Below are 23,840 nucleotides of genomic sequence, written 5' to 3'. Positions count from 1 at the left end.
GCACACCACTGCTCGCACCGACAAGAGCCTCACCCGCATCGCTTCAACCCTCCAGGAGAGACCCCGTGCACGGCCTGGCTGTCCCCGCCACCCCCGCCTCCGGTCCCGCGGCCGATGGGGCGCGGGCGGAGCGCCGGCTCTACATCGCCCCGTACAGGGACGAGGCACCCAGCAACGTCAAGGTGATCTTCGACGCCGACGGCCGGGTCTGCTACGCCGACGAACGGCCCAGTGACCGGTGCATCGACGGCTGGCTGTGGGAGCGGTGGGAGGGGACCCAGACCGGCGGCCAGCGGTGGGCCGGGCACCACCCCGTCCGGCAGCCGGACGTCATGCGACACCCGCCGCGGTGCGGCGGCTGCGCGGGAGAGGCGCACCGAGACGAGCGCGGGATGCTGTGGCTGCTGCACATCATCGCGCAGACACCGCTGGCGTGGCCCTGCGACATCATCACCGTGACCCCGCCGATGTGCCTCGCGGACGCATGCTGGGCGCTGCGCAACTGCCGTACCGAGCATGGATTTATCGCCGTGCGGACACAGGAGATCGACATTATCGGGGACTGGGGCACCGTGTACTCGCCCACCCAGCCGCCCCAGGCCGATCAACTGGTGCTCTTCGAGGACAGCCGGATGCATCAGGTGGTCGCGAACCGGATTGTCATCAGGCTGAACGACGCCGTGCTGGATGAGACCACCTTGTCCCTGCTCAGCACTGGCGGACTGCCCTGACACACACCTTGCGCCGCTGATCCCTCACCGCCAACGACCCGGAGTTTCCTCATGTCGCGCCTTCGACCCCGCAGGCAGTGCGCCCCCGTGAAGGCGCATCGCCGTGCACGGGCCCCGGCCGCCAGCCTTCCTCACGCCCCCGCCCGGGATACCGGCGGCTTCACCGGCCACCTCACGCACCACGCACTTAGGAAGGATCCGACGTGAACACCGCATCGGCGGACCCAGCAGGCACCGTCCCCCCGCAGCCGGCCGCCCCCCTTTTGACGGTCCTCTCAGACGCCCTCGACGAAGCCCGCTTCGTGGCGGAGGCCGTCCCCACAACAGACGACGCCCTGACCGTCACGGTGTACAGCAGCAAGGCCCCGTGGAAAGAGACGACCCCCGAGTCCGCCAACGACTGGCTGGACAGGAACGAGATCGCTGCCACGGCTTCGCTCAACGACGGCGACTACGTCGTCATCACCCTGTCCACCGCCGAGGCCGTGAGCAGGTTCATCGCCGTCGCGCTGGGCCCCTGGCTCCGCGTTCACACCACCGCTGCCCAGCTGGCAGACGCTCTGGAAGCCCACGGCCTGCCCCATGAGGTGGCCGTCAGCGCCCACGTCATCGAACTCATCCTCCCGGACGAGGGGCTGAGTTCGACCGTTCAGTTGGCGGCTCTGCTCGGCGCCCCGAGACTCGCCGACGGCCTCAACCTGCGCCGGGCCCGCGGAATGCACCGTCTCGCCGAGCGGATCCAGTGGCTCCTGACCGGGGTGGCCGGATCCGACGTCGACGTCATAGCCGAGCCCGGATGCGCCCACGCCGAGGACCGACTCACCATCGGTTCGACGGTCGACCAGGCGCGTCTGCTGACGAGGCGCATCACCGACGCCCCTAACGGCGCCGTGTCCGTCACTCAGCACAACTGAGCCCTGCCACCGATCCGGAATCACCGCGATGACCACCCGCGTACACGCCCGGCCGGCGCGAACCGGCCACGCCTTCCCACCCCACCCTCTGTCGTCCTGCCTTCGCGCAGCTTCCCGATCAACGGTGCTCACCATGTCCGATGCGACCCCGCAGACCAATCCCACCCCGCCACCGGACTCGCAGGCAGCACTCGGTGATGCCGTCAGGCGCCTGCGGGACCTTCTGCAGGACCTTCCCGGCACCCACGACGTCCTGGCCGACTCGGCGCACCGGGTGCGGGTGCTGTCGTACGACGGTGACGTGCTGGCCGCACCCGGCACCGACACAGCCGATCCCCAGGCCGTCACCGTTGCGAAGGCCGTGCTGGCCAGGGCCGGCATCCAGGCGGACGTCGAGCGGCTCGAGCGCGCTGTCGGCCCGGCCGTGCTCACCACCGTGCACAGCGCCGAGGGCGTGAACAGGCTGTTCCAGGCGGTCATCGACACACTGCCCCACCCCCTGAAGGTGACCAGGGAGCTGGTCGCGGTCATGCGGGAGCACAACTTCTGCGACCCCGCCGCCGTCTACACCCTCCACGGCCACGTGAAGGGCATTCAGCTCACGCTCGAGGACGCGCGGAAAGTGAGGGCGGCACTCGGCGAGCCCCAGGCCGCGCCGGCCCCGACACGCCCCCAGGAGCTGTACGCCGTCGCCGACGATCTGGCCCGGTTCCTCAGCGAGAAGCTCGGCGGCGACTCGGTCGGCGTCCGTGCGTATCCCGCCCGGGGCATCCTGTGCGACTACTGCATGGACGACCTTCTCGTCCTGGGCCCGCTGACCATCGCCCAGGCGGAAGCGCTCACGAGCGCGCTGGCCAGGACACTGCTGGAGGTGCTGTGACCGCCTCCACTCCGCTCCACGACCTGCCGGCGGCTGCGGCCCTCCCGGCGCCGGTCGAGATCGTCCTGGGCGTCTACCTGCGCACCCTGCGGGAGGCGAACGGGCGGTCGCTGGCCGACGCGGCCCGGTGTGCTCAGGTCAGCGTGTCCACGATCAGCCGCCTGGAACGCGCCGAGAACTCCGTATCTCCTCACACGCTGGAGTCGCTCCTGCACTACTACGGCGTGCCAGGCCGGGAGATCGAGTACCTGCAATCGCGCCTCCCGCGCGCGAAGCCAGGCACCCGGCACGTGACGACGCGGTCATCGCGCGCCAGGAAACCGAGCGATCCAAGCGGCCTGTTCCGCCACGGACGGTGGGACAAGTGGGTCGACGTCACCGGTGACACGGCGGTGGCCCGGTATGCGGCCGTGGCACGGGCGGCGAGCGAGACGGTGTACTACACCCTGTTCCGGATCCCGCCCGGCTACCGCACACCCGCCTACCGGGAGGTGATCAACGCCCCGGAGTACTGCCCGCATCCCGATGAGCCCGCCGAAATGCCGTCCTGGCTGGAGCACGTGCGGCACAGCCGCCCGCCGCGCCGGATTCTGCTGCTGGACGAGACCGTCCTGCGCCGGCCGGGCGCCGGCCCCGAGGTGATGGCCGGGCAACTGCGTCACCTCCTGGACCTGATGGACGGCCGCGGCGGCCCGGGGCCGGTGAGCATCCGTGTCCTTGCCGGTGACAGGGCCAGCGATGCCATCCAGTTCGCCGGCGGCGAGGTCGGTACGTTCACGGTCCACGGCAACCGGCTGATCGCCGGGATGCACACGGCGCCGTGGTACGAGACCGGCTCCGCGTACGCGCTCGCACTCCACGACGCTCTGCACCGGGCCGTTGAGGAGGCAGCCGGCGAAGAGGACTCCTACGCGCTGATCCGGCAGGCCGCCGACCACTGGACGGCGCGGGCAGCCTCGTGACCGGCCCGGGCCCACACACGAAGCAGCCCGACCTGCGCGCCCCATTGAAGACGCCACCACGAATCCACCGCCTGAACTCCAACCGCACACCACGGTTCCTACCCGTCCCATGCCCGCAGGGAGCAGTGCATGAGCAAGCCGACCAAGTCCCCGGTGGTCTCCCCCGCCGTCGTAGTGCCCCGCACCAGCAGCGAAATGCATGACGTACCGCTGGCGGACGACATCCGGGACCGGCTGCTGGAACAAGCCCGGTACGGCGCCGCTCTCCTCGGTGCCGTGTTCGACGGCGCCGAACGCGTGTGGGGCTGGGAAGGCAGTGCCCTGTCCTTGCCGGTGCTGGACGCCTCCAGCGGCGCGGAGCGGTGGATGAAGTTACGGTCGCGGCCGGCCGCCGACCCGGTTCCGCCGTACTGGGCGGGTGCTGCCACCGCGGAACGGGTCGTGTCCGGCCTGCGAGTCCGGCGGCCGGTGCTGCTGGCCCAGAAGGCCTGGGCGTGCGGCGGCTGGGCCTACCAGGCGGAGCTGATGTCCCGGATCCCGGTGCGCTCCTTCAGCTCCACCAGGGCAGCCCCCGCGTGGGTGGCCGGCCTTCCCGCGGCCTGGTGGAGCGACCTTCGTGCCGCACTCGACAGCATCCAGGACGTGCCCTCCACGGGGCTGGCGCCCATCACCTGGCAGGAGACAGCAGCGCGCTCACTGGGCGCCGCCGATCCAGCGTCGTGGGTAGCCTCACACGGCGACGTGTGCTGGGCGAACCTCGCGGTGTTCGGCCGTGAGGCCGTGCTGTTCGACTGGGACGACTTCGGACGCGCCCCCCGCTTCGCCGACGCCGCCAGCCTCCTCCTCAGCAGCCTGGACACCCCCGATGTGGCCGCCCGCGTCACGGAGTACTTCAGCGACCAGCTCAGCTCGCCGGACGGGCTCTACGCCCAGTCGGTGATCGCCGCCCACTGGCACACGCGCTTCCGGGCCGGTGAGCACATAGACCTCGAGCCGGCCCTGCGCGCGCACATGCGCACCGTCGAAGAACGCCTGTCCCTGACAAGGCACCAGAAGGGGGCCACCGCCTAGCGCGCCCTGCTGCCACAGACCCCCGAGGGCCGCGGGCGCCGCCCGGCATTCACCTCCTGGCGGCTCGCTCCCGCGCCCACCGCACCCCCGTCGCCTCCGGCCGCGCCGCGCCGCAGACCGTGTCACGCCCCCGGGCACCACGCACAACCCACCCGCACCACGCCATACATGAATGGATACGTCTTTTATGTCGCACCGCATTGAGGACTACGCAATCATCGGGAACATGCAGACCGCCGCCTTGGTGGCCCACGACGGCTCGGTGGACTGGCTGTGCATGCCCCGCTTCGACTCACCCGCCGTCCTCGCCGGCGTGCTGGGCACCGAGGAGCACGGCGTGTGGCGGCTCGGCCCGGCGCACCCGAAGGACACCCCGCCGCCCGCCGCGAACCGTCGCGGATACGACGGCACCTCGCTGATCCTCGTCTCGGAGTGGGACACCGAAGACGGTGCCGTGCGCGTCACCGACTTCATGCCGCCCTCCGGCGGCGGCCCCCAAGTCATGCGGATCGTGGAAGGCCTGCGGGGCCGTGTGGTGATGCGCTCGACGCTGCGGGTGCGGTTCGGCTACGGCCGCTTCATGCCCCGGGTGCACCAGGTAGGCGACCGCACGCAACTCGCCTTCGGCACGGACGCGGTGTGGCTGGACACCACGAGCCCCCTGCCCAGCGTGGACGACACGGCGGAATTCACCGTCCGGGAGGGCCAGAAGATCGGGCTCACCCTCAGCTGGCAGGACACGTCGCTGGTGGCCGCGCCCCGGCCCGACCCCTACGCCGCCCTGCAGGACACGGCCGCCTTCTGGCACACGTGGGCACAGCAGTGTACGTACGACGGGCCGTACAGCACGGCGGTGGTCCGCTCCCTGACCACCCTGAAGGCGCTCACCCACGCCCCGACGGGCGGCATCGTCGCCGCTCCGACGACGTCCCTGCCCGAGGACCTCGGGGGCGTGCGCAACTGGGACTACCGCTACACCTGGCTGCGGGACGCCGCGATCACAATCTCCGCGTTGGTGGCCTACGGGTACCTGGACGAGGCGCGTGCCTGGCGGACGTGGCTGGTGCGGGCGATCGGCGACGATATCGAGCGTCTGCAGATCATGTACGGCCTTGGTGGCGAGCGGGACCTCGCAGAGCGGGAACTGTGGTGGCTGCCCGGGTATGAGAAGTCGAGCCCGGTCCGTATCGGCAACGCCGCCGCCGGCCAGCTCCAGCTCGATGTGTACGGCGAGGTCCTGGACGCCCTGCACCAGGCCCGCCGGGCCGGCCTCGAACCCGATGCGAGGGCAACCGAGTTGCAGCTTCTGCTCGTCGCCCACCTGGAACAGCTCTGGGCCAAGCCGGACGAGGGGATCTGGGAGGTGCGCGGCCCGCGCCGGCACTTCGTGCACTCCAAGGTCATGGCCTGGGTCGCTTTCGACCGCGCCATCCAGTTGATCGAGTCCGGGGACGCGGACGGCCCGCTGGAGCGCTGGCGGGAGCTGCGCGACACCATCCACCGGGAGGTGTGCGAGAAGGGCTACGACCCGGTGCGCAACACCTTCACCCAGTCCTATGGCTCCAAGGAGCTGGACGCCTCGCTGCTGCTGATCCCGCAGGTGGGCTTCCTCCCGGCGGACGACGAGCGGGTGGTCGGCACCATCGAGGCGATCCAGCGGGAGCTGTCCACCCCGGACGGGTTCATCCTGCGCTACCCCACCGAGGGCGAGGACGAGGGCGTCGACGGCCTGCCCGGCGACGAGGGCGCCTTCCTGCTGTGCGCGTTTTGGATGGTGGAGGACCTGGCGATGATCGGCCGGACTGACGAGGCCCACGCGTTGTTCGACAAGCTCCTTGCCCTGCGCAGCCCGCTCGGGCTTCTCGCCGAGGAGTGGGACCCGCGGTCCAAGCGGCAGGTGGGGAACTTCCCGCAGGCCTTCAGCCACGCTGGCCTGGCGCTGGCGGCGCGACGGCTCATGCCTCAGGTCACGCTGTCGCTGCCCGGCCAGCGCAGCATGGAGCCGTCCCTCACCGCCGTGCCCGCCATCCCGTAACCCCCTGCGTCCGGCGGCCGGCCGGGCGTCCCGGCCCCTGCGGCCGGGACGCCCCCTGAACCGTCAGCACCTCCCGAGGCCCACCGACCCGGAAAACGCACCATGACCACCACTGGCACGAGCGCGAACTGCGCCTGGCCACCCGCCCGGCACCGCCACAGCCACAGCCACAGCTACGAAAGGGCCACCCCGATGAGTGAGGCGCCACTCTCCGGGCCTCCATACGAAGTACGCCCGCTGCGCACCAGCGCCCAGCAGGCCGAGGCCGGCACCCTCGTCCGGGACCGTAACCGGTGGCTCGTCGTGCGCAACCTCCCCTGCGACTTCCAGGCCCCTGCTCTCTACACCGTCCCCGACAAAGACACCGAGCCGGTCGGTGTGTTCGAGGACGGCGCGCTCATCGGGTGTTTGCTGCTGCACCGCAACCCCGGTCTGCGGCACTGGGGGCCACGGGCGCAGGGGCCGAGTGTGCTGATCAGTCACGCGCACAGCGTCCCCGGGGCGGCTGACGTCGGCCGGCTGATGACCCTGTGGGCCACGGACTTCGCCGCCCGCCTCGGCATGCCCTGTGTGCGGGCGGAGATCCCCATCCGCCACCAGGACGCGACGGGCCCGGAAGAACGCCTTGTGCGGCACGCCGAGCATCTGGGCTGGGAGAGAGGCGGCTACGGCGCCGGGTGGTGTGATCAGGGGCAGCGGGTGGCCCGTGTCGAGATGCCGGCCGAGCCGCGGCCGGGTCTCGTCCACCTGATCCGCTGCAGTGTTCCCCTCAACAAGGCAGCCGCCGCTGCCGCTGCGGCGGGTGACGGCGCATGCTGAGCACCCTGGCCACACCCGCCGCAGCGGCCGAGCGCTTGCCGGGGCACACACGCACGCGGCCCTTACCGCCGGATCCGGGTGAGGAGGCCTTGACCGTCCTCGGCCCGGCCTGGCGCAGCCCCACTGCCACAACGGTGCTGGCCGGTGAGACGTTCGACCTTGTGCGCGTCGCAGAGACCCCCGGGCGCCTCGCACTGGACTACCTGCAGCGCCGCGGCATACGCCGCGGGGCCGTCTTCACGGAGTACGGCAGCTGGCACTTCTTCGTCCCGCCCGACTCCGCCGTCCTGCCCCCGGGAACCGACTGGCCGCAGGCCGTCACCTACCTGACCGGGCAGCACGTGACCATCCCCGGGCGAGGCACCCGCACAGCAGACCAGGCACCGCTGCACTGGATCACCCGTGACCCCGCAGGCCACCTCTTCACCGCCCCCATTTTCTTGTGGGCAGCCTTACGCACATTCACTGCCACGCCGGACCTCCCCACGACAGGCAATGCGCAATGACCCCGCACACCACTATCGGTGAAATCGGCAGTAACGACTTGCTGACACAGGCAATGAACGAGATACTTCACACGGCGGCCCCTTACGTCGAAGAATCGACGGGGCTCGCACGTCCCGTCGCCCAGCAAGCCCAGCGCGAAACCGCCGACATCGATCTGACATGCGAGAACGCGCAGCGGGCCGCCACATATGCGGCGGGAAGCCGAATGGGCACCGTATGTGCACTGGTGGGCCACAAAAGCACCGCACATCACCACGGATTTTCGGCCTGCCCTCAATCTCGGTCATGCCGGAGTCCCTCGGACACCGACAAGTGACCCGAGACCAACGACGCCGGGACCCGCGCATGCCCTGCTCGTCGGTGACATCGGCAGCGCTGCGCGACCGCCTTCAGCGGCCAGGCGACCAGCGCCGCGAAACGTGCACGCGTCAGCACCAAGCGCGTAAAGCACGACATTGACGACCGGGGACCGACACCCCGGAAAGACGTCGAAAGATTTCCGCATGCGCTTGTTCACGTAAGAAAGGACACGTCATCATGGCCTCATCTCGCGAGCTACGGATTGCCTCCTGGAATGTGGAACACAATGGCCGTGGGCGCAGCGGAGATGAAGACAAACGGCAGCTGGCACACAGCATCGTCAAAGCATTCGAACCGCACGTCTTTTTCCGTCAGGAACTGACCCGCGCCTGGGACAACGGAAAAGCTGACCTTTACGCCGAGGGCACCCGGCTGGGTCTCATGCCGTTCATGACGCGGCCGCCGGAGGGGCGGAGCCGCAACCCGGTCGGCATCATGATCGACCCTGTCCTGTTCGACATCGTCGCCGAGTACCAGTACGACCTGCCGTGGAAGCCGATCTGCCGTCTCCGCGTACGTATCAAGGGATGTCGCAGGCCGATCGAGCTGGCCTCCGCCCATTTGTGTCACTTCGATCCGGATATCCGCGCGACGGAGGCGAGGTGGCTCACCACCCTCGCTGACTGCGGCCGCAGTGTCATTGTCGGCGGGGACATGAACAGCTACCCCCACACGGATCTGGAGAGCGAGACACTCCCGGACTGGGACACGATCCCGGACCGCGTCCATTACGAGCACCGCACCATCGAACGTGACGGTAAGCGGGTCTCGGACACCAGGCCGGACGAAATCCTCACCGGCAGCGGGGTCTTCACGGACCTCGGTCTGTACGCCAGCACCATCCTGGATCAGTCCGGGGCGCTGTTGCCCACGGCGAGCCTGACCCGCACCGATCAGGGGCCCGCGCAGCGTATCGACCGGATCTGCGCCACCCCCGACTGGGCCCAGACGCTGACCGGTTACGAGGTGGTGGCCACCGATGACGTCAAAGAGGTCACCGACCACGGCCTTGTCCTCGCCAGGTTCGACCTCGACGCCGTCTGCCGTATGCACGACCCCATCCGCTGACCCACTATCCCGCAGGAACTCCCGTGAACACCCCTCCTGTGCAAGGGCCGTGCCATGCCCGGTGACGCCCTCCTCCCGGCCCGGTGTGCGCCGCACTGTGACATCCCGCCCGTCCCGCTTCTGCTGACCGGCGCCGTCCTGCGCCATTACCGCATCGCAGCAGGACTGTCCTACCCGCATGTCAAAGAGGCCACGGGGATATCGGACGATCACTTGCGGCGCATCGAGTCGGCACAGCGTCCTGTGCGGGAGGACGCCGCCCGGACACTGCTGCGCACCTACGGCGCACCCGAGACGGAAGCACAGGCGGCCACCACCTTGCTGGCCCGCGGTCACGCGCACCAAGCGGAGTTCGGCGCGCTCAGGCGCGGCTGGTGGGTGTCGGCGCTGAAGAGGGCCTCCCACATGGCCGTACTCCTCAGTGCCGGCCCGCTCGAGCCGGTCTTCGATGCCGTGGCTCCCGTCGCTGCGGCTCCGGGCCGGATGCAGCACCTGCGCAGGATCCTGTTGCTGCTGCACGAGCCCGTCCTGGACACGGCCCCGGCACAGCAGCTGGCCCAGTTGGCGGATCTGGCCGGCCGCCGGGTTCTGGTCGTGCGTGTCGTTCCGGAACATGTCCCGGCCCCGGAGGAACTGGTGTCCGAGTGGACGCTGACGGTGGGGATCCGGGAGGAAGGTCCGCAAGTACGCGCCCGCCGCCAGCTGTACGTGGGGTACCCGCCCGGGCAGGCCACGTGGGCGCGCAATGGGAGGGCCGCGGCACAGCCCCGGAAGTTGGTACAGGCGGCTATCACCCACTCGCGTCCGTCGGCCGGTGCCCTCCAGCTGGGGCAGGCCGCCCAGCGGCCGCGTGTCTTCACCGCTGCGGGCGGCCGGCCCGGCCCGGACGCGGCGGCCGGTGAGCCGGCCGCCGCCCCCAGGGTGACCATGGGGTCGCCTGTGCCCGGGGTTTCACCGACCCGCATCCGCCACGCCCTGCTCGGTGGCGGCGGCCGGCCCGCGGACCGGGTCATGGCCCAGCGTCTGGCCCGGACGGCGTCGTGGTGGCCGCAGACAGTCCTGGCACAGGCCCGGCACGGGCAGCGCATGGTGCGCCACCTTGCCGCGCACGCGGAGCAGGACCAGTTCCTCGACCTCAGCGGTGGCCTGCCCGGTGCGAGGGCCGTGCACCGGATCGCCTCCGCGATCCGTCCCTCGCGCACCGTGTACGTCGACCGGGATCCGGCCGTGGTCGCCGCGTGGCGGGCCGCGCTGGCCGCCGAGCCGGACGCATCGGCGACCGCGGTCCTCGCCGACCTCGCGGAGCCGAAGGCCCTGCTGGAGACAGACGCCGTCCGGGCGCTGGACTGGACGAGCCCTATCGCCGTGCTCGCGCATGACGTGTCGCATTTCTGGGCCGACGAGGTGATGGACTGCCTGATGGAGGTGCTGCGCAAGGCGCTGCCCCCGGGCAGCGTCATCTCCCTCACGCAGTTGACGGCCACACGCCGCCCTACCTCCGTCGACCAGGTGGCAGGGATCTACCGGCAGGCGGGCATCGGCCTGTTTCCCCGCCACCCCGCTCACAGCGCCGCCTGGCACAGCTCGTGGCCCGCCTACACCCTCAACCCGGACGGCGTGCCGCGCTGGCACGCCATGCTGACGATGCGCACACCGGGCTGGGTCCCGTTCGCCCGCCCGGCCTTCTGGCCGGCATCCGCCGCCACCCGGCCCCCGGATCGGGAGCGGACGGCCACAGCACTCACGGCTCCGCCCGGCGGTGCGCCAGTGGGCGGCGTGTACGCCTGGCCGCCGGCCGGGGCGCCCGACGGCGCCCGCTGCCTTGGCTCACAGGCAGGAGGCACAGCGTGATGACCGTACCCGCCACCGCGGCACGGGCTGTCGTGCGTGCGCTGGTTCCTCCCACGAAGAGCGGCCACGCCTGCGAGGACGGTGCTTGCCGCGAGGCGTCCGTGGACGATGTCGTCGTCGGGACCATCCTGCGGGCCGCGCGCGAGCACGCCCGTCTCTCCCCGGGTGATGCCGCCGCCTGCCTCGGCCTGCGCGAGGCACGGATCATCCGCCTGGAGACCGGCCGGGCAACATGGTCCCCACAGCACGCGGTGACCCTGGCCCGCCGCTACGGGATCCCCGCAGAGCAGGTGGAGGAGCTGGGAGAGCTGCTCGCTGCCGAGCACGACCATGCTGTGCCCGACCTCGGCGCGGACCCGGGCCCCAGGCTGGCCGCGCTGGAGGGCCAAGCCGTCGCGATCCGCGTCGCCACTCGCACGGTGCCGCCCTTCGTCTACGGGTGGGGGACCAAGGGGACGTTACTGACCGGGCAACCGAGGCCGGGGATGCCGACGGCACCGCGGCCACGGCCGTGGCCCGCCTGTCCCGTCACCCTGCTGTGGGAGGAGTACACCCTCGCCTGGGGATACATCGACGCGGCGACGACCGCCGCACGGCTGCGGCACCTGGCCGCCATGGCCGGTGCCGGGGTACTGCAGTTCCGCATCCTGATACCCGACTACGACACCTGGTTCGAACCGGTCGGCAGCGAACTCACCCTCGAACACACCACCGTGTGCGTCGAGGAGCACCTGTACGGGGTCACCTACAGCAACGGGCCGGCCGCCGCGTGGAAGAAAGCAGCCCTCGACCGGCAACTGGCCGCCGCTCTCAGCCCCGAGGACTCCCTGGCCGCTCTCCACCGCGCCGCCGAACGGTGGGCACGCTCATGACCACAGCCCTTCTGTCCGGCACCGACCCGAACCCGTCGCAGGCCGGGCCCTTGCAGCAGCCGCACACCGCGCGCACTCGCCTTGATGCTCCGCGGCTGCATCCTCCTCGTCTGGAAGCCGACCGGGGCATGCTGACGATCACCGAAGAAGCGGATCGCCTGCCCTTGTTCACCCCGGGCACCGTGCTGGTCAGCCCTCGCCACGCCGGACCGGTCCGTCGACGTCTGCCCGGCCGGCCCATCACGGCCGGGCCCGCCGGCATCGCGATGACCCTCGTCGCGCTCGACCGCGCCACGGCTGCCCTCCACCCTGCAGCAGCCGCGCGAAAGGCCACCTGCTGGGGCTGCACCGCCGGCGCGCTCGCCCTGCACGGCAGGAGCGCGAAGCCCGCTCGCCGAACCGGCTGGGCCTTGCCCATAGCCGGCTCCAAAGGGCCGCCGGGTGGCTGGCCTTACGCCATGCACCGGCAGTGGATGACCTCACCGAGCTGATGCACCCACAGACCTGACACCACCCGGTTCGAACGGAGTACCCGTGGACGAAAACCATCCCACGCGCCGGCAGACGAGCGCCCCCACCCCGCCGGAGCGCGCCGACTTCGGCCTGTTCCGGCTCAAAGAAGGCCGTCAGCTGACGCGCCACGAGCGGGCCGGGTTCACCGCATGGGTTACGCCATACAAGACCACGCCCATCCGCGACATAGTCAAGAAGGCCAGTCGCTCCTACGAGGCGATCCACCAGCTCCCCTCGGATAACGGCGTCACCCTGCGCCCCGGAGGCAACACGCCCGCGATGCCGTCGACACCTGACGGTCACCCGGAATCCAGTGGCGGCCGGATGAGTAAGGCTGCGCCGGCGTCCGGCGCTTCACACAGGAACACGGCCCTGGAACGGATCGTGCTGGAGGAGCTCAAGTGGTCGTGGTCGCAGTTCGCCAAGCGGATCCGCGAGCACTGCGCAACCATCGGCCAACCCCAGACCGTGAGCCAGAGCACGGTGTCGCGGTGGTATGCGGGGGCGCAGCCGCGACCGGAACTGGCGGCCGCGGCGTGTTACGTCCTGAGTCAGGCGTGCGAGCGCCCGGTGAGCCCCGAGAGCCTGGGCTGGCCGTCCGAGGAGAGGGATGTTGCCGATGGCGGCCCGATCAGTGGGGCTGCGTCGGCGCCCGGTGCTTCACACAGGAACACGGCCCTGGAACGGATCGTGCTGGAGGAGCTCAAGTGGTCGTGGTCGCAGTTCGCCAAGCGGATCCGCGAGCACTGCGCGACCATCGGCCAGCCTCCGACCGTGAGCTGGAGCACGGTGTCGCGGTGGCGCACGGGGACGCAGCCGCGACCGAAAGTGGCGGCCGCGGCGTGTTACGTCCTGAGTCAGGCGTGCGAGCGCCCGGTGAGCCCCGAGAGCCTGGGCTGGGCGTCCGAGGAGAGGGATGCCGAGCAGGCGCTGCAATACGGTGATGTGAGGCACGCGGTGCGGATGCTGCGGAGGTTGTGGCAGTTGGACGCCGTGCCCGAAAGCGCGACCGTGCGCAGGATGCTGTTCGTCCCGGAGCCCTTCGCGGTCACCGATTCGGTCATTCTCCCGGACACGGAGTTCGCCGGGTACGGACAGCGGCAGGTGACCCTGGCGGACATCGAACTCCTGGACGCGCACACCGACCTGTATGCGAGAACGGACGCCCGGCACGGAAGCGGGTTCCGCTCGGTGTTCGCCGCTTTCCTCTCCGCCCACGCCGCTCCGCTGCTGGAAGGCGGTTTCGACGCCGGGCGGGGCCGGCTGCTGTACGGCAGCGTCGCCGACGCGGTGCTCACGCTGGCGAGCATGGCCTACGACGACCAGGCGCCGGGGCTGGCCCAACGCTATGTCCTGCAGGGCATGCGGCTGGCACAGGCGATCGGGGACCGCGGGCGGCTGGCGCGCGGCTGCATCCACCAGGCCCGGCTCGCGGCATTGGCGCGCGACGGCCGTGAGGTGCTGGCCCACGCCCGCAGCGCGGTTGCCGCGGCGGCAGACGCTCCGCCGCTGGTTGGGGCCTACGCGGCGGTGACGGAGGCAAGGGCGTGGGCCCACAACCGGGACGGCGCGCAGTGTCGGGCGGCGGTAGAGCGGGCGCGTGCCGCGCTCAACCGGGCCGGGCGGGGATCGGATCCGCGGTGGCTGGCGTGGCTGAACCGCCCGGAACTGGAGGCACAGGCCGCGTGGGCGCTGACGGCGGCCAAGCTGACCGAAGAGGGCGATGAGGCTTTGAAGGTGGCGATGGATCTGCCGCCGGAACGCACGCGCGTCAGTGTGGATGTGCTGATCACCGGTGCGGAGCTGGCGCGGCTACGGGGCGACCAGGCCGAGCGGGAGGAACTGCTGGCGCAGGCGAGGACGGCTGCTCAGCTCCTGAAGAGCCGGCGCTTGGCGCAGCGCCTGGCCGACGCCGCCGGGGGAGGCCCAGCCCATGCTTTCTGATCCCAGGCCGGTGGGTGGCCCCGGCCGGCAGACCTGGCAGGCAACGCGGCGTCGAAACGGTCGAGGGGAAGCGGAAGAAGCCCACTCGCGGCGCCGATCCGCGGTGACCAGGAACAACGAGCGTGAGCCGCTGCCGGCCCTCCCTGCCGGCGGGCAGCCCGCGCGTCCTCGAAGCAGATCACCAAGTCCGCGCGGAAGCCCCCGTACGGACTCCGCGCTCGCCGCGCACTGCACAGGCGGCGAAACCAGCGCACCGGACGTCCGGAACGTAGCCCACCCCAAACTTCCACTGTGCACCGGCTGGCTTGCTTCCCGCCACACACCGGGCGTGGGTGACCTCCCGCCGATGACGCCTTGCAGGTCTGACACCACCCGCTTCGAAAGGAGTATTTATGGACGAAACCAAACCCACGACCCAGCAGACGGCCGGACCCGCAGGGTCGACGGACGGCGGCTACGGCCCGTTCCCGATTCAGAAAGGCCGCCGGCTGACGGGCCAGGAACTGGCCGACTTTACCGAACTGGTTGTCGCGGCTTACAAGACCACGTCCATCCGCGGCATCTGCAAGAAGACGGGCCGTTCCTACGGTGCGATCCACCGGACCCTTGTGAGGGGCAACGTCACCCTGCGCCCCAGGGCCGCCAAGCCCGGGACGCCCTCGAAGACCTGATCCCCGCTGGAGCCCGGCACTCGCCCGGATCCAGTACACCCTGACCCTTCAACCCACCCAGGAGAGAGCCCACATGACCATCACCACTCACGAGACTCTCGTATCCCAGGAAGCCGACCTGCTCGCGCGAGTGCGTGACCTGCTCGCGGCCCACCCCGCCGGAAGCGGATTCCGGCTTCTCGCGGTCCAGGACGAGGTATCCGTTGGCGAAGGCGAGGTTGTCGTCCAGGAGTTCAACCCGGTCAGCGGCGTCGTGGAACTGCGTGCGCGCCAGCTGACCGAGGTGAACACCGGAGACCTGCTCCACGCCGCGCGGGTCATCAACCCGAACGACCAAGAGCTCGTCTCGTACGCACAGTCCCCACAGGCCACTGTCTGGCTCAAGAGCGGCAAGGACCACTTGATGTCCCCTGGCGTGATCAGTCGGTGACCGCGCGAGAAGACGAGCACCGCCGTATCGCCTCCTCCGTCTGGACGCCGCTCAGCTCGGTAGTGGTGCCGCGTTGGCGTCCCCGTGGAATGTCGCTCACCCACCTCCCCTCGGTGATCCCGGCGGAGGAGGCGGTGTCGCTTCCGCTGCCCAGTGATCCCGGCGCGCGGAAATCCGCACAGGCCGTCACGCTCGTGGACGGCGACGACTTCCAGCGGGAGACCGACGAGGCGGCGATCGCCCGGCACTACTCGGAGTGGCCGCGTACGCGGGTCATGGAGAGCATCGAGACGCGATCGGACGGCTGGCCGTCGCTGATCAGCCTGCGCCTGGCCGGAATGCTGCGACGCCGTGTGGTCTGCGCGCTGTACGAATCACGGCAGCAGGACACCACGATGGGGCGGCATCAGGACCACTGGGACGGCATGATCGTACAGATGCGCGGTGCGAAGGTGTGGCGGCTGTGGGCAGACCCGTCGGGCCAGCCCCGGGAAATCCTCACCCAGGCCGGTGACGTTCTGCTCATCCCACAAGGTGTCGAGCACGACGTGTCCACCCCCCAGTACTCGGCCCACCTCGCATTCGCCATCACCGACCGGCCTCTCGTGGGCACCTGACCACACCACTACCAGCCGTTTGCACGGCCCGTACCGGGCCGTGCAAACGGCGCCGCTCAGCGCGCAGGCAGATCGGACTGCACGGCTCGGACACTGCTTCTGCTGCCCGCTGCCTATCCCTGTGGCCCTTGCCCCACCGGAGCGTCCGGGTCGGCAGACCCCACTACAGCGGTTCGAACACCTGCCCTCCCCCTCCACCCTGACCCAGCCCGTCGGAAGGTCTGCGACATGTTCGGAACCAGGCGCCCATGACCAGCACCCCGGAGACGACGACCCTGGCCAGCGCCCTAGGCGACGTCCTCGACCAGGCAGCAGGTGAGATCGACTCGTGCCGCAGCCGCGGGCTGCGCTCTGCCACCGGCCTTCACCGGCGCCTGCAGGACCTGCTCACCAGCACCCTTGCGAACGCCTGGCCAGACCTGCCGGTCATCACGGTCACGCACCGCCCACCACCCTCCGATGCGCTGCCCGCCGACTGTGTGCTGCTCAACCCGCTCGACGGCGTCGCCGCGGTCGCATCCGGCAGCCCGCATTTCGCGGTCACCGCCTGCCGCATCCGCCGAGGATTCCCCGTCCAGGGCATCGTGGACCTGCCCGCCCACCACATCCGCGTGAGCGTCGACCGGGCCGCGAGGACTGTCACCGGAAGCGTTGACCGGCTGCCCGTGTTCGACGAGAGCACAGTCCTGACCAGACCAGACGATGCCGATTCCGCCCGCCGGATCCTTGCTGGCCGTCCCGTCGAGGTGGTGCCCACCGCCAGCGTCATGATGACCCTCGTCGCACTCGGCCGCGCCCGGGTCGCCGCCCACCTGCCCGCAGGACACGACACAGCCACCCCGTGGGACTACGTCAGCGCCGCACTGGCCGTGCACACCTCCGGCGGCACAGTCCGCGCGCCGGACGGCCGCGATCTCGCCCACAGCCGGCCCGCCGCCCATGCCGGCTGGCTGGCCACCAATCAGCCCCCCAGCCCAGCCGAGCTCGCGCCGTTGATGAACCCGCCCTATGGCCCGGCCGGCGAGGGCGGACGTGGCTGAGCGGATCTTCACGCTCGACGACCTCACCGGCGCCCGCTCGGTGTGCTGCTGCCTGGCCTGTGAACTCGGCGCGTATTCGCCGGCCACCTCACCGCCCAGCGCACCGGCGGCCCGGTCACCACGCTGGGTCACCGCGGCCCCGCACCCGGCACGACCGCCGTGCCGCGATGGGCGGCGGGCTCGTGGACGCCGTGGTGTGGAAGGAGATGCGCCCCCGCCAGCTGGCCGCCTGGCTCCCCGACCGCCAAACGCGGGTGTCGGACCGCAGCGAAGATTTCAGTAGCGCACCAAATACTTCAGTAGGTTCTTCAGTGCGGCGCCGAACAGTTCAGTCAGAACGCACTGGATCCTGGCGCACGGCGGTCGCACATCACGCGCTAGTCGAGATGCAAGGAGCATGCCAGGTATGGGATACACGGTAAGCGACATCGAGAAGTACGGCCGCGCCGTTGACGCCGGTGAGGTGACGTTGGAGGAGGCCGTCTCGTCCCTGGTCGCCGCCAGCGAAGGAGGTCTGGCCCCGCTTGGAGCCGCTGACCTCGTGGCGAACTGGAGGACTGCCCGCCTTGAGTACGCCGAGGTGGCCCCCGACGTTCTGCCCGATGACCCCGACCACCAGCTGGCGTTCGTCAAGGAGTACCGCGAGCGGGCCCTGGCGAGGATCGCTGACCTGGACTTCGCGATGAGGAACGGCATCATTCCTGCCCGGCTCCAGGACTGACCGCCGCGCGGAAGATTTCAGTCGGCAGGTCAGGGCCCTGCCGACTGAAATCTTCGGTGCGGGCCGACAGCGGGCCCGGGTGCAGCCGCTGGCCGGCCGGATCCCGCGCCTGGTCCGGATCCGCCAGGCGATCCGCGCCGACCGGTTTATCCCCTCGGGGGCCTGCGGGCGCCGCTTTCTCCACCGGAGGTCGTTCCTCGTTCCGTTTCCTCGTCGCACACTGGCCCACCCTCATTAAGGAGTTCACCCCATGAGCCTGGACGGACGCGGCCGGTGACGTGGACGCCGAACACCTCCCGCCCTGGACCCCCGCCGCCCGGACGGCCGCCGCTCCCCGCGCCGACGACCTGCTCCACCACACCGGTTGGGCCCTTCACCAGCTCGCCGCCGCCGACCGCGGCGGCGACCCGCTGGCGGCCGCGACTCGCCCGGGTGGTGAGCCTGGCCGGCCACGAGGACCTCGGCGAGCTCGTCGCCCGCGTGCTCGGCCGCCCCCACCACGTCCTCGACCCCGCCCGGCTCCACGCCCCCGGCACCCTGAGGCCCAAGGGCGGCAGTGTCCTCGTCGTCGCCCGCTCCCGCGCGCTCACCCTGAGCGTCCTGATGCCGCTCCCCTGGTCACGGGGTAGTGGGAGCCCTCGAGCCCCGTTGAAGAGCGCCTCACCGAGCTGTACGACGTGACCGCCCCGGGCAACCACGGCTGTCCCCACCACACCGGTCCCCTTCGCAACCTGACCATCTGCGCCAACGTCATCGACCCGATCACGGGCGCCCGTTCCTTCCGACCGCTGCACATTGCCGAGCTCTCCGGCCGGACGGTCGCCATCACCGCCGTCATCGGACCGAACGCCTTCGCGAGCACCGCTCCCGACCTCCGCGCTGGCCAGAAGGTGACCGACCCCGCCCGCGCCCTGCACCAGCTGTACGACCAGCACCACCAGCACGACGACGAACTCGCTGAGGGGCGTCTCGGCGCTCACCGGCACCGGCACCACGGCATCGACCCCGAGCGGCGGTGCGGGCTCATTGCACCGTTGCTGCGGCCAGCCCCCCGAGCCACACCCGCTCGCGGGTGGGAACCTCGGCGATTCGGCCAACCATGCGGTCGGACAGACCCGTTGCGCCGGACGGGTCCATGCATCCTCCACACGCCGCCACCCGCTCTATCTCGGGAATCCCGGAGCGACTGAAACACACCAGTTCGATATCTCTGCCAGCTCGTTGAGCATCACGGACCAGCCGTGACCGACAGATCGGGGGACAGCGTGAACACGGGCAGTACATCCGCGCAGCAGAGCGAAGGCGCGTCGGCGGCGAGCCCTCCACAGAACGCTGTGAGCACGCCGCAGGAGGAGGAGTTCCTCTACCGGGACACCTCCCGGCTCCAGGCCGGTGCGCAGATGACGACCGTCACGATGGCGCGGCGCCTGCCCGCGCTGGTGCTGCGCTCCCTGAAAATGGCCTGGCGGGTCGACCGGGTCGCGACGGCCGGCCTGCTCGCCTGCCAGGTCGCCACCGGCGTGCTCGCGGCTCTGGGCCTGCTGGCCGTCACCGGGACCCTGACCGCGCTGATCTCCTCCGCAGACATCTCCGACCGGCTGTGGGAGGCGGCCCCGCAGCTGGCTGTGATCGCCGCGGCGACCGGCCTTCGCGCCCTGCTGGGCATCACGGTGACGTGGCTTACCGGGCGGCTCCGGCCCTTCCTGGCCCGGGCCGCGGAACTCACCATGATCGAGGCTGCGCTCGGCGCCGAGCTCGCCGCGAACAACCAGCCCGGCTACAACGACTTCTACGACATCGCCGACCGCGGCTCCCAGGTCACCCCCGACCTCGTAGAGGAAGCCCAGGACGTGCTGGCCGCCACCGCGACCCTCGTGGCCGGAGCCACCGTCCTCACCGTGATCCACCCGGTCCTCCTTCCCCTGCTGCTGCTGGCGTGCCTGCCCCAGGCAGCCGCGTACGTGCGAGCCGCCCGCGTGGTGTACCTGGCCGGTCTGGAGACCTCGGGTCGACGCCGGATGCTGCACAAACTGCGCTGGCACATGGCCTACATGGAGTCCAGCGAGGAGATGCGCGCCTGCCTGGCCGGGCCGTTCCTCCTCGGCCGGTACCGGCGGCTCGCCGCCTCGGTCAACGCCGCCGAACGCAAGGCCGCGGACACGGGCGCGTGGATGGGCCTGGCGGGCGCGGCCGCCGGCGGAGTGGCCTCGGCCGCAGTGTGGGCTGCGCTGCTGTGGCTCCTGGCCTCCGGGCGCATGGACCTGGCGGCCGGAGGCGGCGCGGTCTTCGCCCTCCAGACCGCGACCGGTTCCGTCCGCGGCATCATCAACGGCGGCGCCCGGCTGGTGCGCACCGGCTGGTACGTGCAGGACTGGCAGAACTTCCTCGACAACGCCCACGGGCAGGCCATGGCCGGCTCGCGCGGCACGAAGACGCTGTCCGCGGCCCCGGAGCGATTCGAGGTCCGCGACGTCACCTACCGGTACGACGGCGCCGAGCGGGACAGCCTGAGCGGGGTGTCACTGCAGGTACGGCGCGGGGAGATCGTGGCCCTGGTCGGAGAGAACGGATCGGGGAAGTCCACGCTGTCCCGGCTGATCTGCGGCCTGCTCCTGCCCACCTCCGGCGAAGTGGCCTGGGACCACACGACCACGACCGAGATGGAGCCCTGGGAGGCGTGGAAGCACGTCGCCCTGGCCCCGCAGCGGTACACATACCTGCCGCTGACCCTGCGGGACAACATCACCTTCGGGCAGGGCGACAGCAGCGACGCCGCCGTCCTGGCAGCCTGCGAGGCGTCCGGAGCCGCCGACATGCTGCCCGCTCTGCGGTCCGGCCTCGACACCCTGTTGACCTCCGAGTGGTTCGGCGGCCAGCAGCTGTCCGGCGGACAGTGGCAGCGCGTCGTGCTCACCCGAGCCTTCCACCGCAACGCGGCCCTGCTGGTGATGGACGAGCCCACGGCCGCCCTCGACGCCCGAGCCGAGCACCACGTCTTCACCGGACTGCGGGAGCTGGCCAAAGACCGGGCCATCCTCCTGATCACGCACCGGCTCGCCAACGTGGCCGTGGCTGACCGGATCGTCGTCCTCGACCAAGGGCGCCTGGTGCAAGAGGGGACCTACGCGCAGCTCACCCGGCAGCCGGGCCTGTTCCGGTCCCTCTGGGAGCTCCAGCAGCGCACCGGCGGTGGTGAGGCGGGCGACACCGCGTGATCTCCACCCTGCACAGGAACCGTGCGCACAAGGTGGCACGCCCCGCAGGCCCCCTGTGCCGGCCAGGAGCCCGCCGGCCGGGCTCGTGCCCTGGCCGCCCCGCAGCCGTCGAACATGGAGAAGCCGTGACCCACTTGGAGCCGCACCAGCCTGCCCCGTCCGCCGCCGGACCTCGCGGCAAGTCCGACGCCTGGTTGATCAGACAAACGGACATCACCCAGGAACTGGCCGCCTACCTCCACCCCGACGAGGCGACGCCGTTGTCCGAGCCAATGCGGCTGCTGGCCCGGCGGGGCGGCTGCACCTCGCGGAACGACTTCCCGATGCACGTCACCGTCGGGGCGCTGCTGGTCCGTGCCGGTACGGAGATTCTCCTCGTGCAGCACCGGGCCTACGGGATCCTGCTGCAGCCGGGCGGTCACCTTCAACCGTCCGACGCCACCTTGCTCGACGCCGCGCTGCGCGAGCTGGCTGAGGAGACCGGGGTCGATCCGCAGCAGGTCGTCCCCGCGTCCCGTGCGCCGGTCTACATCGAGTACGGCCAGGTTCCGGCCCGCCCGGAGAAGGGGGAGCCGGAGCACCACCACCTCGACTTCGGATACGCGTTCACGACGCGGAACGCTGACATCGGGCAGCTTCAGGAGTCCGAGGTCACGGGCGCCGGCTGGTATCCGCTCGCCGAAGCCGCGCGCCCGGTCGGGCACCGGATTCAGCGGGCCGCCGCTATCCCAGGACCGGCGGCCGGGGGCGGGGCCCGGTGACGGTTACCGCCCGTACCCCGCAGCGAACGACCGCGTGGAGTGTTCCGGCCTTCCGGCTCCTCCTCGGAGCCGAGACCGTGAGCCTTTCGGGGTCAGCGGTGAGCACCGTCGCCCTGCCTGCGCTGGCCGTGCTGGAGCTGCGCGCCTCCACCACCGAGGTCGCCCTGCTCGCGTTCCTCGGCCAGCTCCCGAACGCGTTCGCGCTGTGGGCGGGCGCCCTGTCCGACCGGCATCCCAAGCGGCCCCAGTTGATCACCTCGGACCTGGCAGCGGCCGGTGCGCTCGTGACCATCCCGGCCTCGGCCCTTGCCGGGGCGCTCACCGTCGGGCAGCTGTGCGCGGTCGCGATCGTGCTCGGGGCGGCCCAGGTCGTGCACGACGCCGCAGCGATCAGCCTGCTGCCGGCCCTCGTCGATCCGGACCAGCTCCACGACGCGAACGCCAAGATCGGCGCGGCGTCCTCGGTGGCCGACAGTGCCGGCACCAACGCCGGGGCCGCCCTGGTCGGCGCCGTCGGCCCCGCCCCGTCGGTTCTCGCCGACGCCCTGTCCTTCCTCGCCTCCGCCGTACTCGTCTGGCGCATGCGGGTCCCCAAGACCGCCACCGCGCCGTGCGCCCGCACCGGCCTTGTGCGCGACATCGCCGACGGCGTGCGCTACGTGGCCCGGCAGCCCACGATCCGCACGGTGATCGCCGCCCTGTCGACGCTCTCCTTCGGCCTGGCCGTGATGAACACCTACTGGGCGTACTACCTGCTGGACCGACTCGGAGCGTCCCCGACGGCGTTCGGCGTGATCATGGGCGCCGGCGGCGCCGGAGGCTTGGCCGGTGCACTGCTCGCGCCGAGGATCGCCGCCCGGATCGGCATCGGTCCCACGATCATCGTGGGGTTCGCGGTCAGCCCCCTCGCCCAGGTGCCCTTGCTGTGCGCTGGGCCCGGCCTTCGGTGGCAGAGCGTCCTGGCCGCCACGCTGGCGGTGCAGCTGTTCTGGGCGACGGCGTCGGGGACCAGCCAGCGGTCCCTGCGCCAGGCCGTGTGCGCCCCCGCCTTCCAGGGCCGAATGCAGTCCGCCAGCACCACGCTCACCGCCGGGGCCCGCCCGCTCGCCGCCGCCACCGCCGGCGGCCTGGTCCTCCTCCTCGACGTCCGGGCCACCCTCGCCATCGGCGCGCTCCTGCAAGTCGTACCCGTCGCCCTGTTGCTCGCCTCCCCCGTCCGCGCGCTGCGGGAGATCCCCGCCCGCGCGGCCGTGCCGCCCGCCCGCGAAGGAGCCTGATGACCACCACGCCCACTGCAGCCTCGGCCTACTGGGAACCGCTCTGGTCCGAAGGCCGCCGCTACCGGCAGCTCGACGACACCGAGAACCGGTTGCTGGAGGACCACCTCGGCCCTGGCCGTGCCCGCCCGGCCCTCGACATCGGCTGCGGCGACGGCGCTCTTGCCCGACGCCTCGCCCAGCTCGGCTACCGCACGACCGGCATCGACTGCTCCCCCACCGCCATCGCGCTCGCCGCCGCCCAGGACCCCGGGCCCGGCATCGTGCCGGTCTGGCAGTGCATGGACTTCACCACCGACGACCTCGGCACCCTGCCGGAGCCGGCCTACGCGGCCATCACCTGCCGACTCGTCTATCGGTGGATCGACGACAAGGCCGTCTTCCTCGACCGCGTCCGCCGGCTCCTCGCCCCAGGTGGAACCTTCTGGGTCGTCACCGAGATCGCCGGCCGCCGCCCCGCCACCGACCCCTTGCAGAACCTCGGCATCACCCCGGCCCAGGCCGAACTCCTCACCGCGGGCTGGTCCACCGTCCACACCGCCGACCTCGACGTCCTGCGCTGCTACGCCCTGCGCCCGTGA

The 23,840-nt window shown here is 71.0% G+C and carries 23 protein-coding genes; all 23 read left to right on the top strand.

All coding sequences use genetic code 11. The features are described from left to right. Nucleotides 1–65 precede the first annotated feature (65 nt). The 23 genes from HB370_RS38655 (at nucleotide 66) to HB370_RS38545 (ending at nucleotide 23,840) form a co-directional block, all read left to right on the top strand. Entirely contained in the window at nucleotides 66–731 is a 666-nt protein-coding gene (locus HB370_RS38655) for a hypothetical protein (protein WP_244405835.1), read from the top strand. A gap of 203 nt (nucleotides 732–934) precedes the next feature. Beyond that, nucleotides 935–1,645 carry a hypothetical protein gene (locus HB370_RS38650; protein WP_030785897.1) on the top strand — a complete coding sequence of 237 codons (711 nt, stop codon included), beginning with the start codon at nucleotides 935–937 and terminating at the stop codon, nucleotides 1,643–1,645. Nucleotides 1,646–1,778: 133 nt separating this feature from the next. Further along, the gene (locus HB370_RS38645) at nucleotides 1,779–2,525 is read left to right on the top strand and encodes a hypothetical protein (RefSeq protein WP_030785901.1); all 747 of its coding nucleotides are present in this window, start codon (nucleotides 1,779–1,781) and stop codon (nucleotides 2,523–2,525) included. Next, nucleotides 2,522–3,487, top strand: coding sequence for a Scr1 family TA system antitoxin-like transcriptional regulator (locus HB370_RS38640; protein ID WP_030785904.1), 966 nt, complete (start codon nucleotides 2,522–2,524; stop codon nucleotides 3,485–3,487). Before HB370_RS38645 ends, HB370_RS38640 begins: the two co-directional genes overlap by 4 nt. A gap of 129 nt (nucleotides 3,488–3,616) precedes the next feature. Next, a complete protein-coding gene (locus HB370_RS38635; protein ID WP_051815850.1) occupies nucleotides 3,617–4,558 on the top strand; it encodes a phosphotransferase in 942 nt (313 codons plus the stop codon). 187 nt (nucleotides 4,559–4,745) lie between these two features. Then, the gene (locus HB370_RS38630) at nucleotides 4,746–6,593 is read left to right on the top strand and encodes a glycoside hydrolase family 15 protein (RefSeq protein WP_078637596.1); all 1,848 of its coding nucleotides are present in this window, start codon (nucleotides 4,746–4,748) and stop codon (nucleotides 6,591–6,593) included. Between the two features lie 192 nt (nucleotides 6,594–6,785). Then, entirely contained in the window at nucleotides 6,786–7,412 is a 627-nt protein-coding gene (locus HB370_RS38625) for a hypothetical protein (RefSeq protein WP_037702206.1), read from the top strand. Then, nucleotides 7,406–7,918 carry a hypothetical protein gene (locus HB370_RS38620; protein WP_157855594.1) on the top strand — a complete coding sequence of 171 codons (513 nt, stop codon included), beginning with the start codon at nucleotides 7,406–7,408 and terminating at the stop codon, nucleotides 7,916–7,918. The genes HB370_RS38625 and HB370_RS38620 overlap by 7 nt, the downstream gene beginning before the upstream one ends. Nucleotides 7,919–8,456: 538 nt before the next feature. Then, nucleotides 8,457–9,347 carry an endonuclease/exonuclease/phosphatase family protein gene (locus HB370_RS38615; protein WP_030785917.1) on the top strand — a complete coding sequence of 297 codons (891 nt, stop codon included), beginning with the start codon at nucleotides 8,457–8,459 and terminating at the stop codon, nucleotides 9,345–9,347. Nucleotides 9,348–9,401: 54 nt separating this feature from the next. Beyond that, on the top strand, nucleotides 9,402–11,198 hold the full coding sequence (locus HB370_RS38610) for an SAM-dependent methyltransferase (protein ID WP_051815854.1): 1,797 nt from the start codon (nucleotides 9,402–9,404) through the stop codon (nucleotides 11,196–11,198). Further along, complete coding sequence (locus tag HB370_RS38605; RefSeq protein ID WP_030785923.1) at nucleotides 11,198–12,070, top strand: helix-turn-helix domain-containing protein; 873 nt, start codon at nucleotides 11,198–11,200, stop codon at nucleotides 12,068–12,070. The genes HB370_RS38610 and HB370_RS38605 overlap by 1 nt, the downstream gene beginning before the upstream one ends. Continuing rightward, complete coding sequence (locus HB370_RS38600) at nucleotides 12,067–12,561, top strand: hypothetical protein (protein WP_157855595.1); 495 nt, start codon at nucleotides 12,067–12,069, stop codon at nucleotides 12,559–12,561. Before HB370_RS38605 ends, HB370_RS38600 begins: the two co-directional genes overlap by 4 nt. A gap of 43 nt (nucleotides 12,562–12,604) precedes the next feature. Further along, nucleotides 12,605–14,527 (top strand): hypothetical protein, encoded by a 1,923-nt coding sequence (locus HB370_RS42275; protein WP_244405833.1) that lies wholly within the window; start codon nucleotides 12,605–12,607, stop codon nucleotides 14,525–14,527. A gap of 392 nt (nucleotides 14,528–14,919) precedes the next feature. Continuing rightward, nucleotides 14,920–15,198: a helix-turn-helix domain-containing protein gene (locus HB370_RS38590; protein ID WP_030785929.1), complete on the top strand. Its 279-nt coding sequence runs from the start codon at nucleotides 14,920–14,922 to the stop codon at nucleotides 15,196–15,198. A 73-nt stretch (nucleotides 15,199–15,271) separates the two neighbouring features. After that, nucleotides 15,272–15,628: a hypothetical protein gene (locus HB370_RS38585; RefSeq protein WP_030785932.1), complete on the top strand. Its 357-nt coding sequence runs from the start codon at nucleotides 15,272–15,274 to the stop codon at nucleotides 15,626–15,628. Next, nucleotides 15,625–16,245, top strand: coding sequence for a cupin domain-containing protein (locus HB370_RS38580; RefSeq protein ID WP_157855596.1), 621 nt, complete (start codon nucleotides 15,625–15,627; stop codon nucleotides 16,243–16,245). The genes HB370_RS38585 and HB370_RS38580 overlap by 4 nt, the downstream gene beginning before the upstream one ends. A 248-nt stretch (nucleotides 16,246–16,493) precedes the next feature. Next, nucleotides 16,494–17,285: an inositol monophosphatase family protein gene (locus tag HB370_RS38575; protein WP_030785945.1), complete on the top strand. Its 792-nt coding sequence runs from the start codon at nucleotides 16,494–16,496 to the stop codon at nucleotides 17,283–17,285. A gap of 406 nt (nucleotides 17,286–17,691) precedes the next feature. Further along, entirely contained in the window at nucleotides 17,692–18,006 is a 315-nt protein-coding gene (locus HB370_RS38570) for a hypothetical protein (RefSeq protein ID WP_030785947.1), read from the top strand. Nucleotides 18,007–18,438: 432 nt separating this feature from the next. After that, nucleotides 18,439–18,687: a hypothetical protein gene (locus HB370_RS38565; protein ID WP_030785950.1), complete on the top strand. Its 249-nt coding sequence runs from the start codon at nucleotides 18,439–18,441 to the stop codon at nucleotides 18,685–18,687. Between the two features lie 653 nt (nucleotides 18,688–19,340). After that, complete coding sequence (locus tag HB370_RS38560; protein ID WP_244405831.1) at nucleotides 19,341–21,221, top strand: ATP-binding cassette domain-containing protein; 1,881 nt, start codon at nucleotides 19,341–19,343, stop codon at nucleotides 21,219–21,221. A 125-nt stretch (nucleotides 21,222–21,346) separates the two neighbouring features. Next, the gene (locus tag HB370_RS38555; RefSeq protein WP_244405829.1) at nucleotides 21,347–21,982 is read left to right on the top strand and encodes an NUDIX domain-containing protein; all 636 of its coding nucleotides are present in this window, start codon (nucleotides 21,347–21,349) and stop codon (nucleotides 21,980–21,982) included. Further along, entirely contained in the window at nucleotides 21,979–23,259 is a 1,281-nt protein-coding gene (locus HB370_RS38550; protein ID WP_030785960.1) for an MFS transporter, read from the top strand. The genes HB370_RS38555 and HB370_RS38550 overlap by 4 nt, the downstream gene beginning before the upstream one ends. After that, nucleotides 23,259–23,840 carry a class I SAM-dependent methyltransferase gene (locus HB370_RS38545; RefSeq protein WP_030785962.1) on the top strand — a complete coding sequence of 194 codons (582 nt, stop codon included), beginning with the start codon at nucleotides 23,259–23,261 and terminating at the stop codon, nucleotides 23,838–23,840. The genes HB370_RS38550 and HB370_RS38545 overlap by 1 nt, the downstream gene beginning before the upstream one ends.

Origin of the sequence: Streptomyces sp. DSM 40868, from assembly GCF_011820545.1 — a bacterium.
Taxonomy (GTDB): domain Bacteria; phylum Actinomycetota; class Actinomycetes; order Streptomycetales; family Streptomycetaceae; genus Streptomyces; species Streptomyces eurythermus.
The sequence above is the reverse complement of the archived record's forward strand: the minus strand, read 5'-3'. Positions and strand labels throughout refer to the sequence as shown.

Excerpts from the sequence above, each read along its gene's own strand:
- HB370_RS38645 (WP_030785901.1), top strand. The coding sequence starts at position 1,779 with ATGTCCGATGCGACCCCGCAGACCAATCCCACCCCGCCACCGGACTCG.
- HB370_RS38635 (WP_051815850.1), top strand. The coding sequence starts at position 3,617 with ATGAGCAAGCCGACCAAGTCCCCGGTGGTCTCCCCCGCCGTCGTAGTG.
- HB370_RS38630 (WP_078637596.1), top strand. The coding sequence starts at position 4,746 with ATGTCGCACCGCATTGAGGACTACGCAATCATCGGGAACATGCAGACC.
- HB370_RS38625 (WP_037702206.1), top strand. The coding sequence starts at position 6,786 with ATGAGTGAGGCGCCACTCTCCGGGCCTCCATACGAAGTACGCCCGCTG.
- HB370_RS38620 (WP_157855594.1), top strand. The coding sequence starts at position 7,406 with ATGCTGAGCACCCTGGCCACACCCGCCGCAGCGGCCGAGCGCTTGCCG.
- HB370_RS38615 (WP_030785917.1), top strand. The coding sequence starts at position 8,457 with ATGGCCTCATCTCGCGAGCTACGGATTGCCTCCTGGAATGTGGAACAC.
- HB370_RS38610 (WP_051815854.1), top strand. The coding sequence starts at position 9,402 with ATGCCCGGTGACGCCCTCCTCCCGGCCCGGTGTGCGCCGCACTGTGAC.
- HB370_RS38605 (WP_030785923.1), top strand. The coding sequence starts at position 11,198 with ATGACCGTACCCGCCACCGCGGCACGGGCTGTCGTGCGTGCGCTGGTT.
- HB370_RS38600 (WP_157855595.1), top strand. The coding sequence starts at position 12,067 with ATGACCACAGCCCTTCTGTCCGGCACCGACCCGAACCCGTCGCAGGCC.
- HB370_RS38590 (WP_030785929.1), top strand. The coding sequence starts at position 14,920 with ATGGACGAAACCAAACCCACGACCCAGCAGACGGCCGGACCCGCAGGG.
- HB370_RS38585 (WP_030785932.1), top strand. The coding sequence starts at position 15,272 with ATGACCATCACCACTCACGAGACTCTCGTATCCCAGGAAGCCGACCTG.
- HB370_RS38575 (WP_030785945.1), top strand. The coding sequence starts at position 16,494 with ATGACCAGCACCCCGGAGACGACGACCCTGGCCAGCGCCCTAGGCGAC.
- HB370_RS38570 (WP_030785947.1), top strand. The coding sequence starts at position 17,692 with ATGGGATACACGGTAAGCGACATCGAGAAGTACGGCCGCGCCGTTGAC.
- HB370_RS38545 (WP_030785962.1), top strand. The coding sequence starts at position 23,259 with ATGACCACCACGCCCACTGCAGCCTCGGCCTACTGGGAACCGCTCTGG.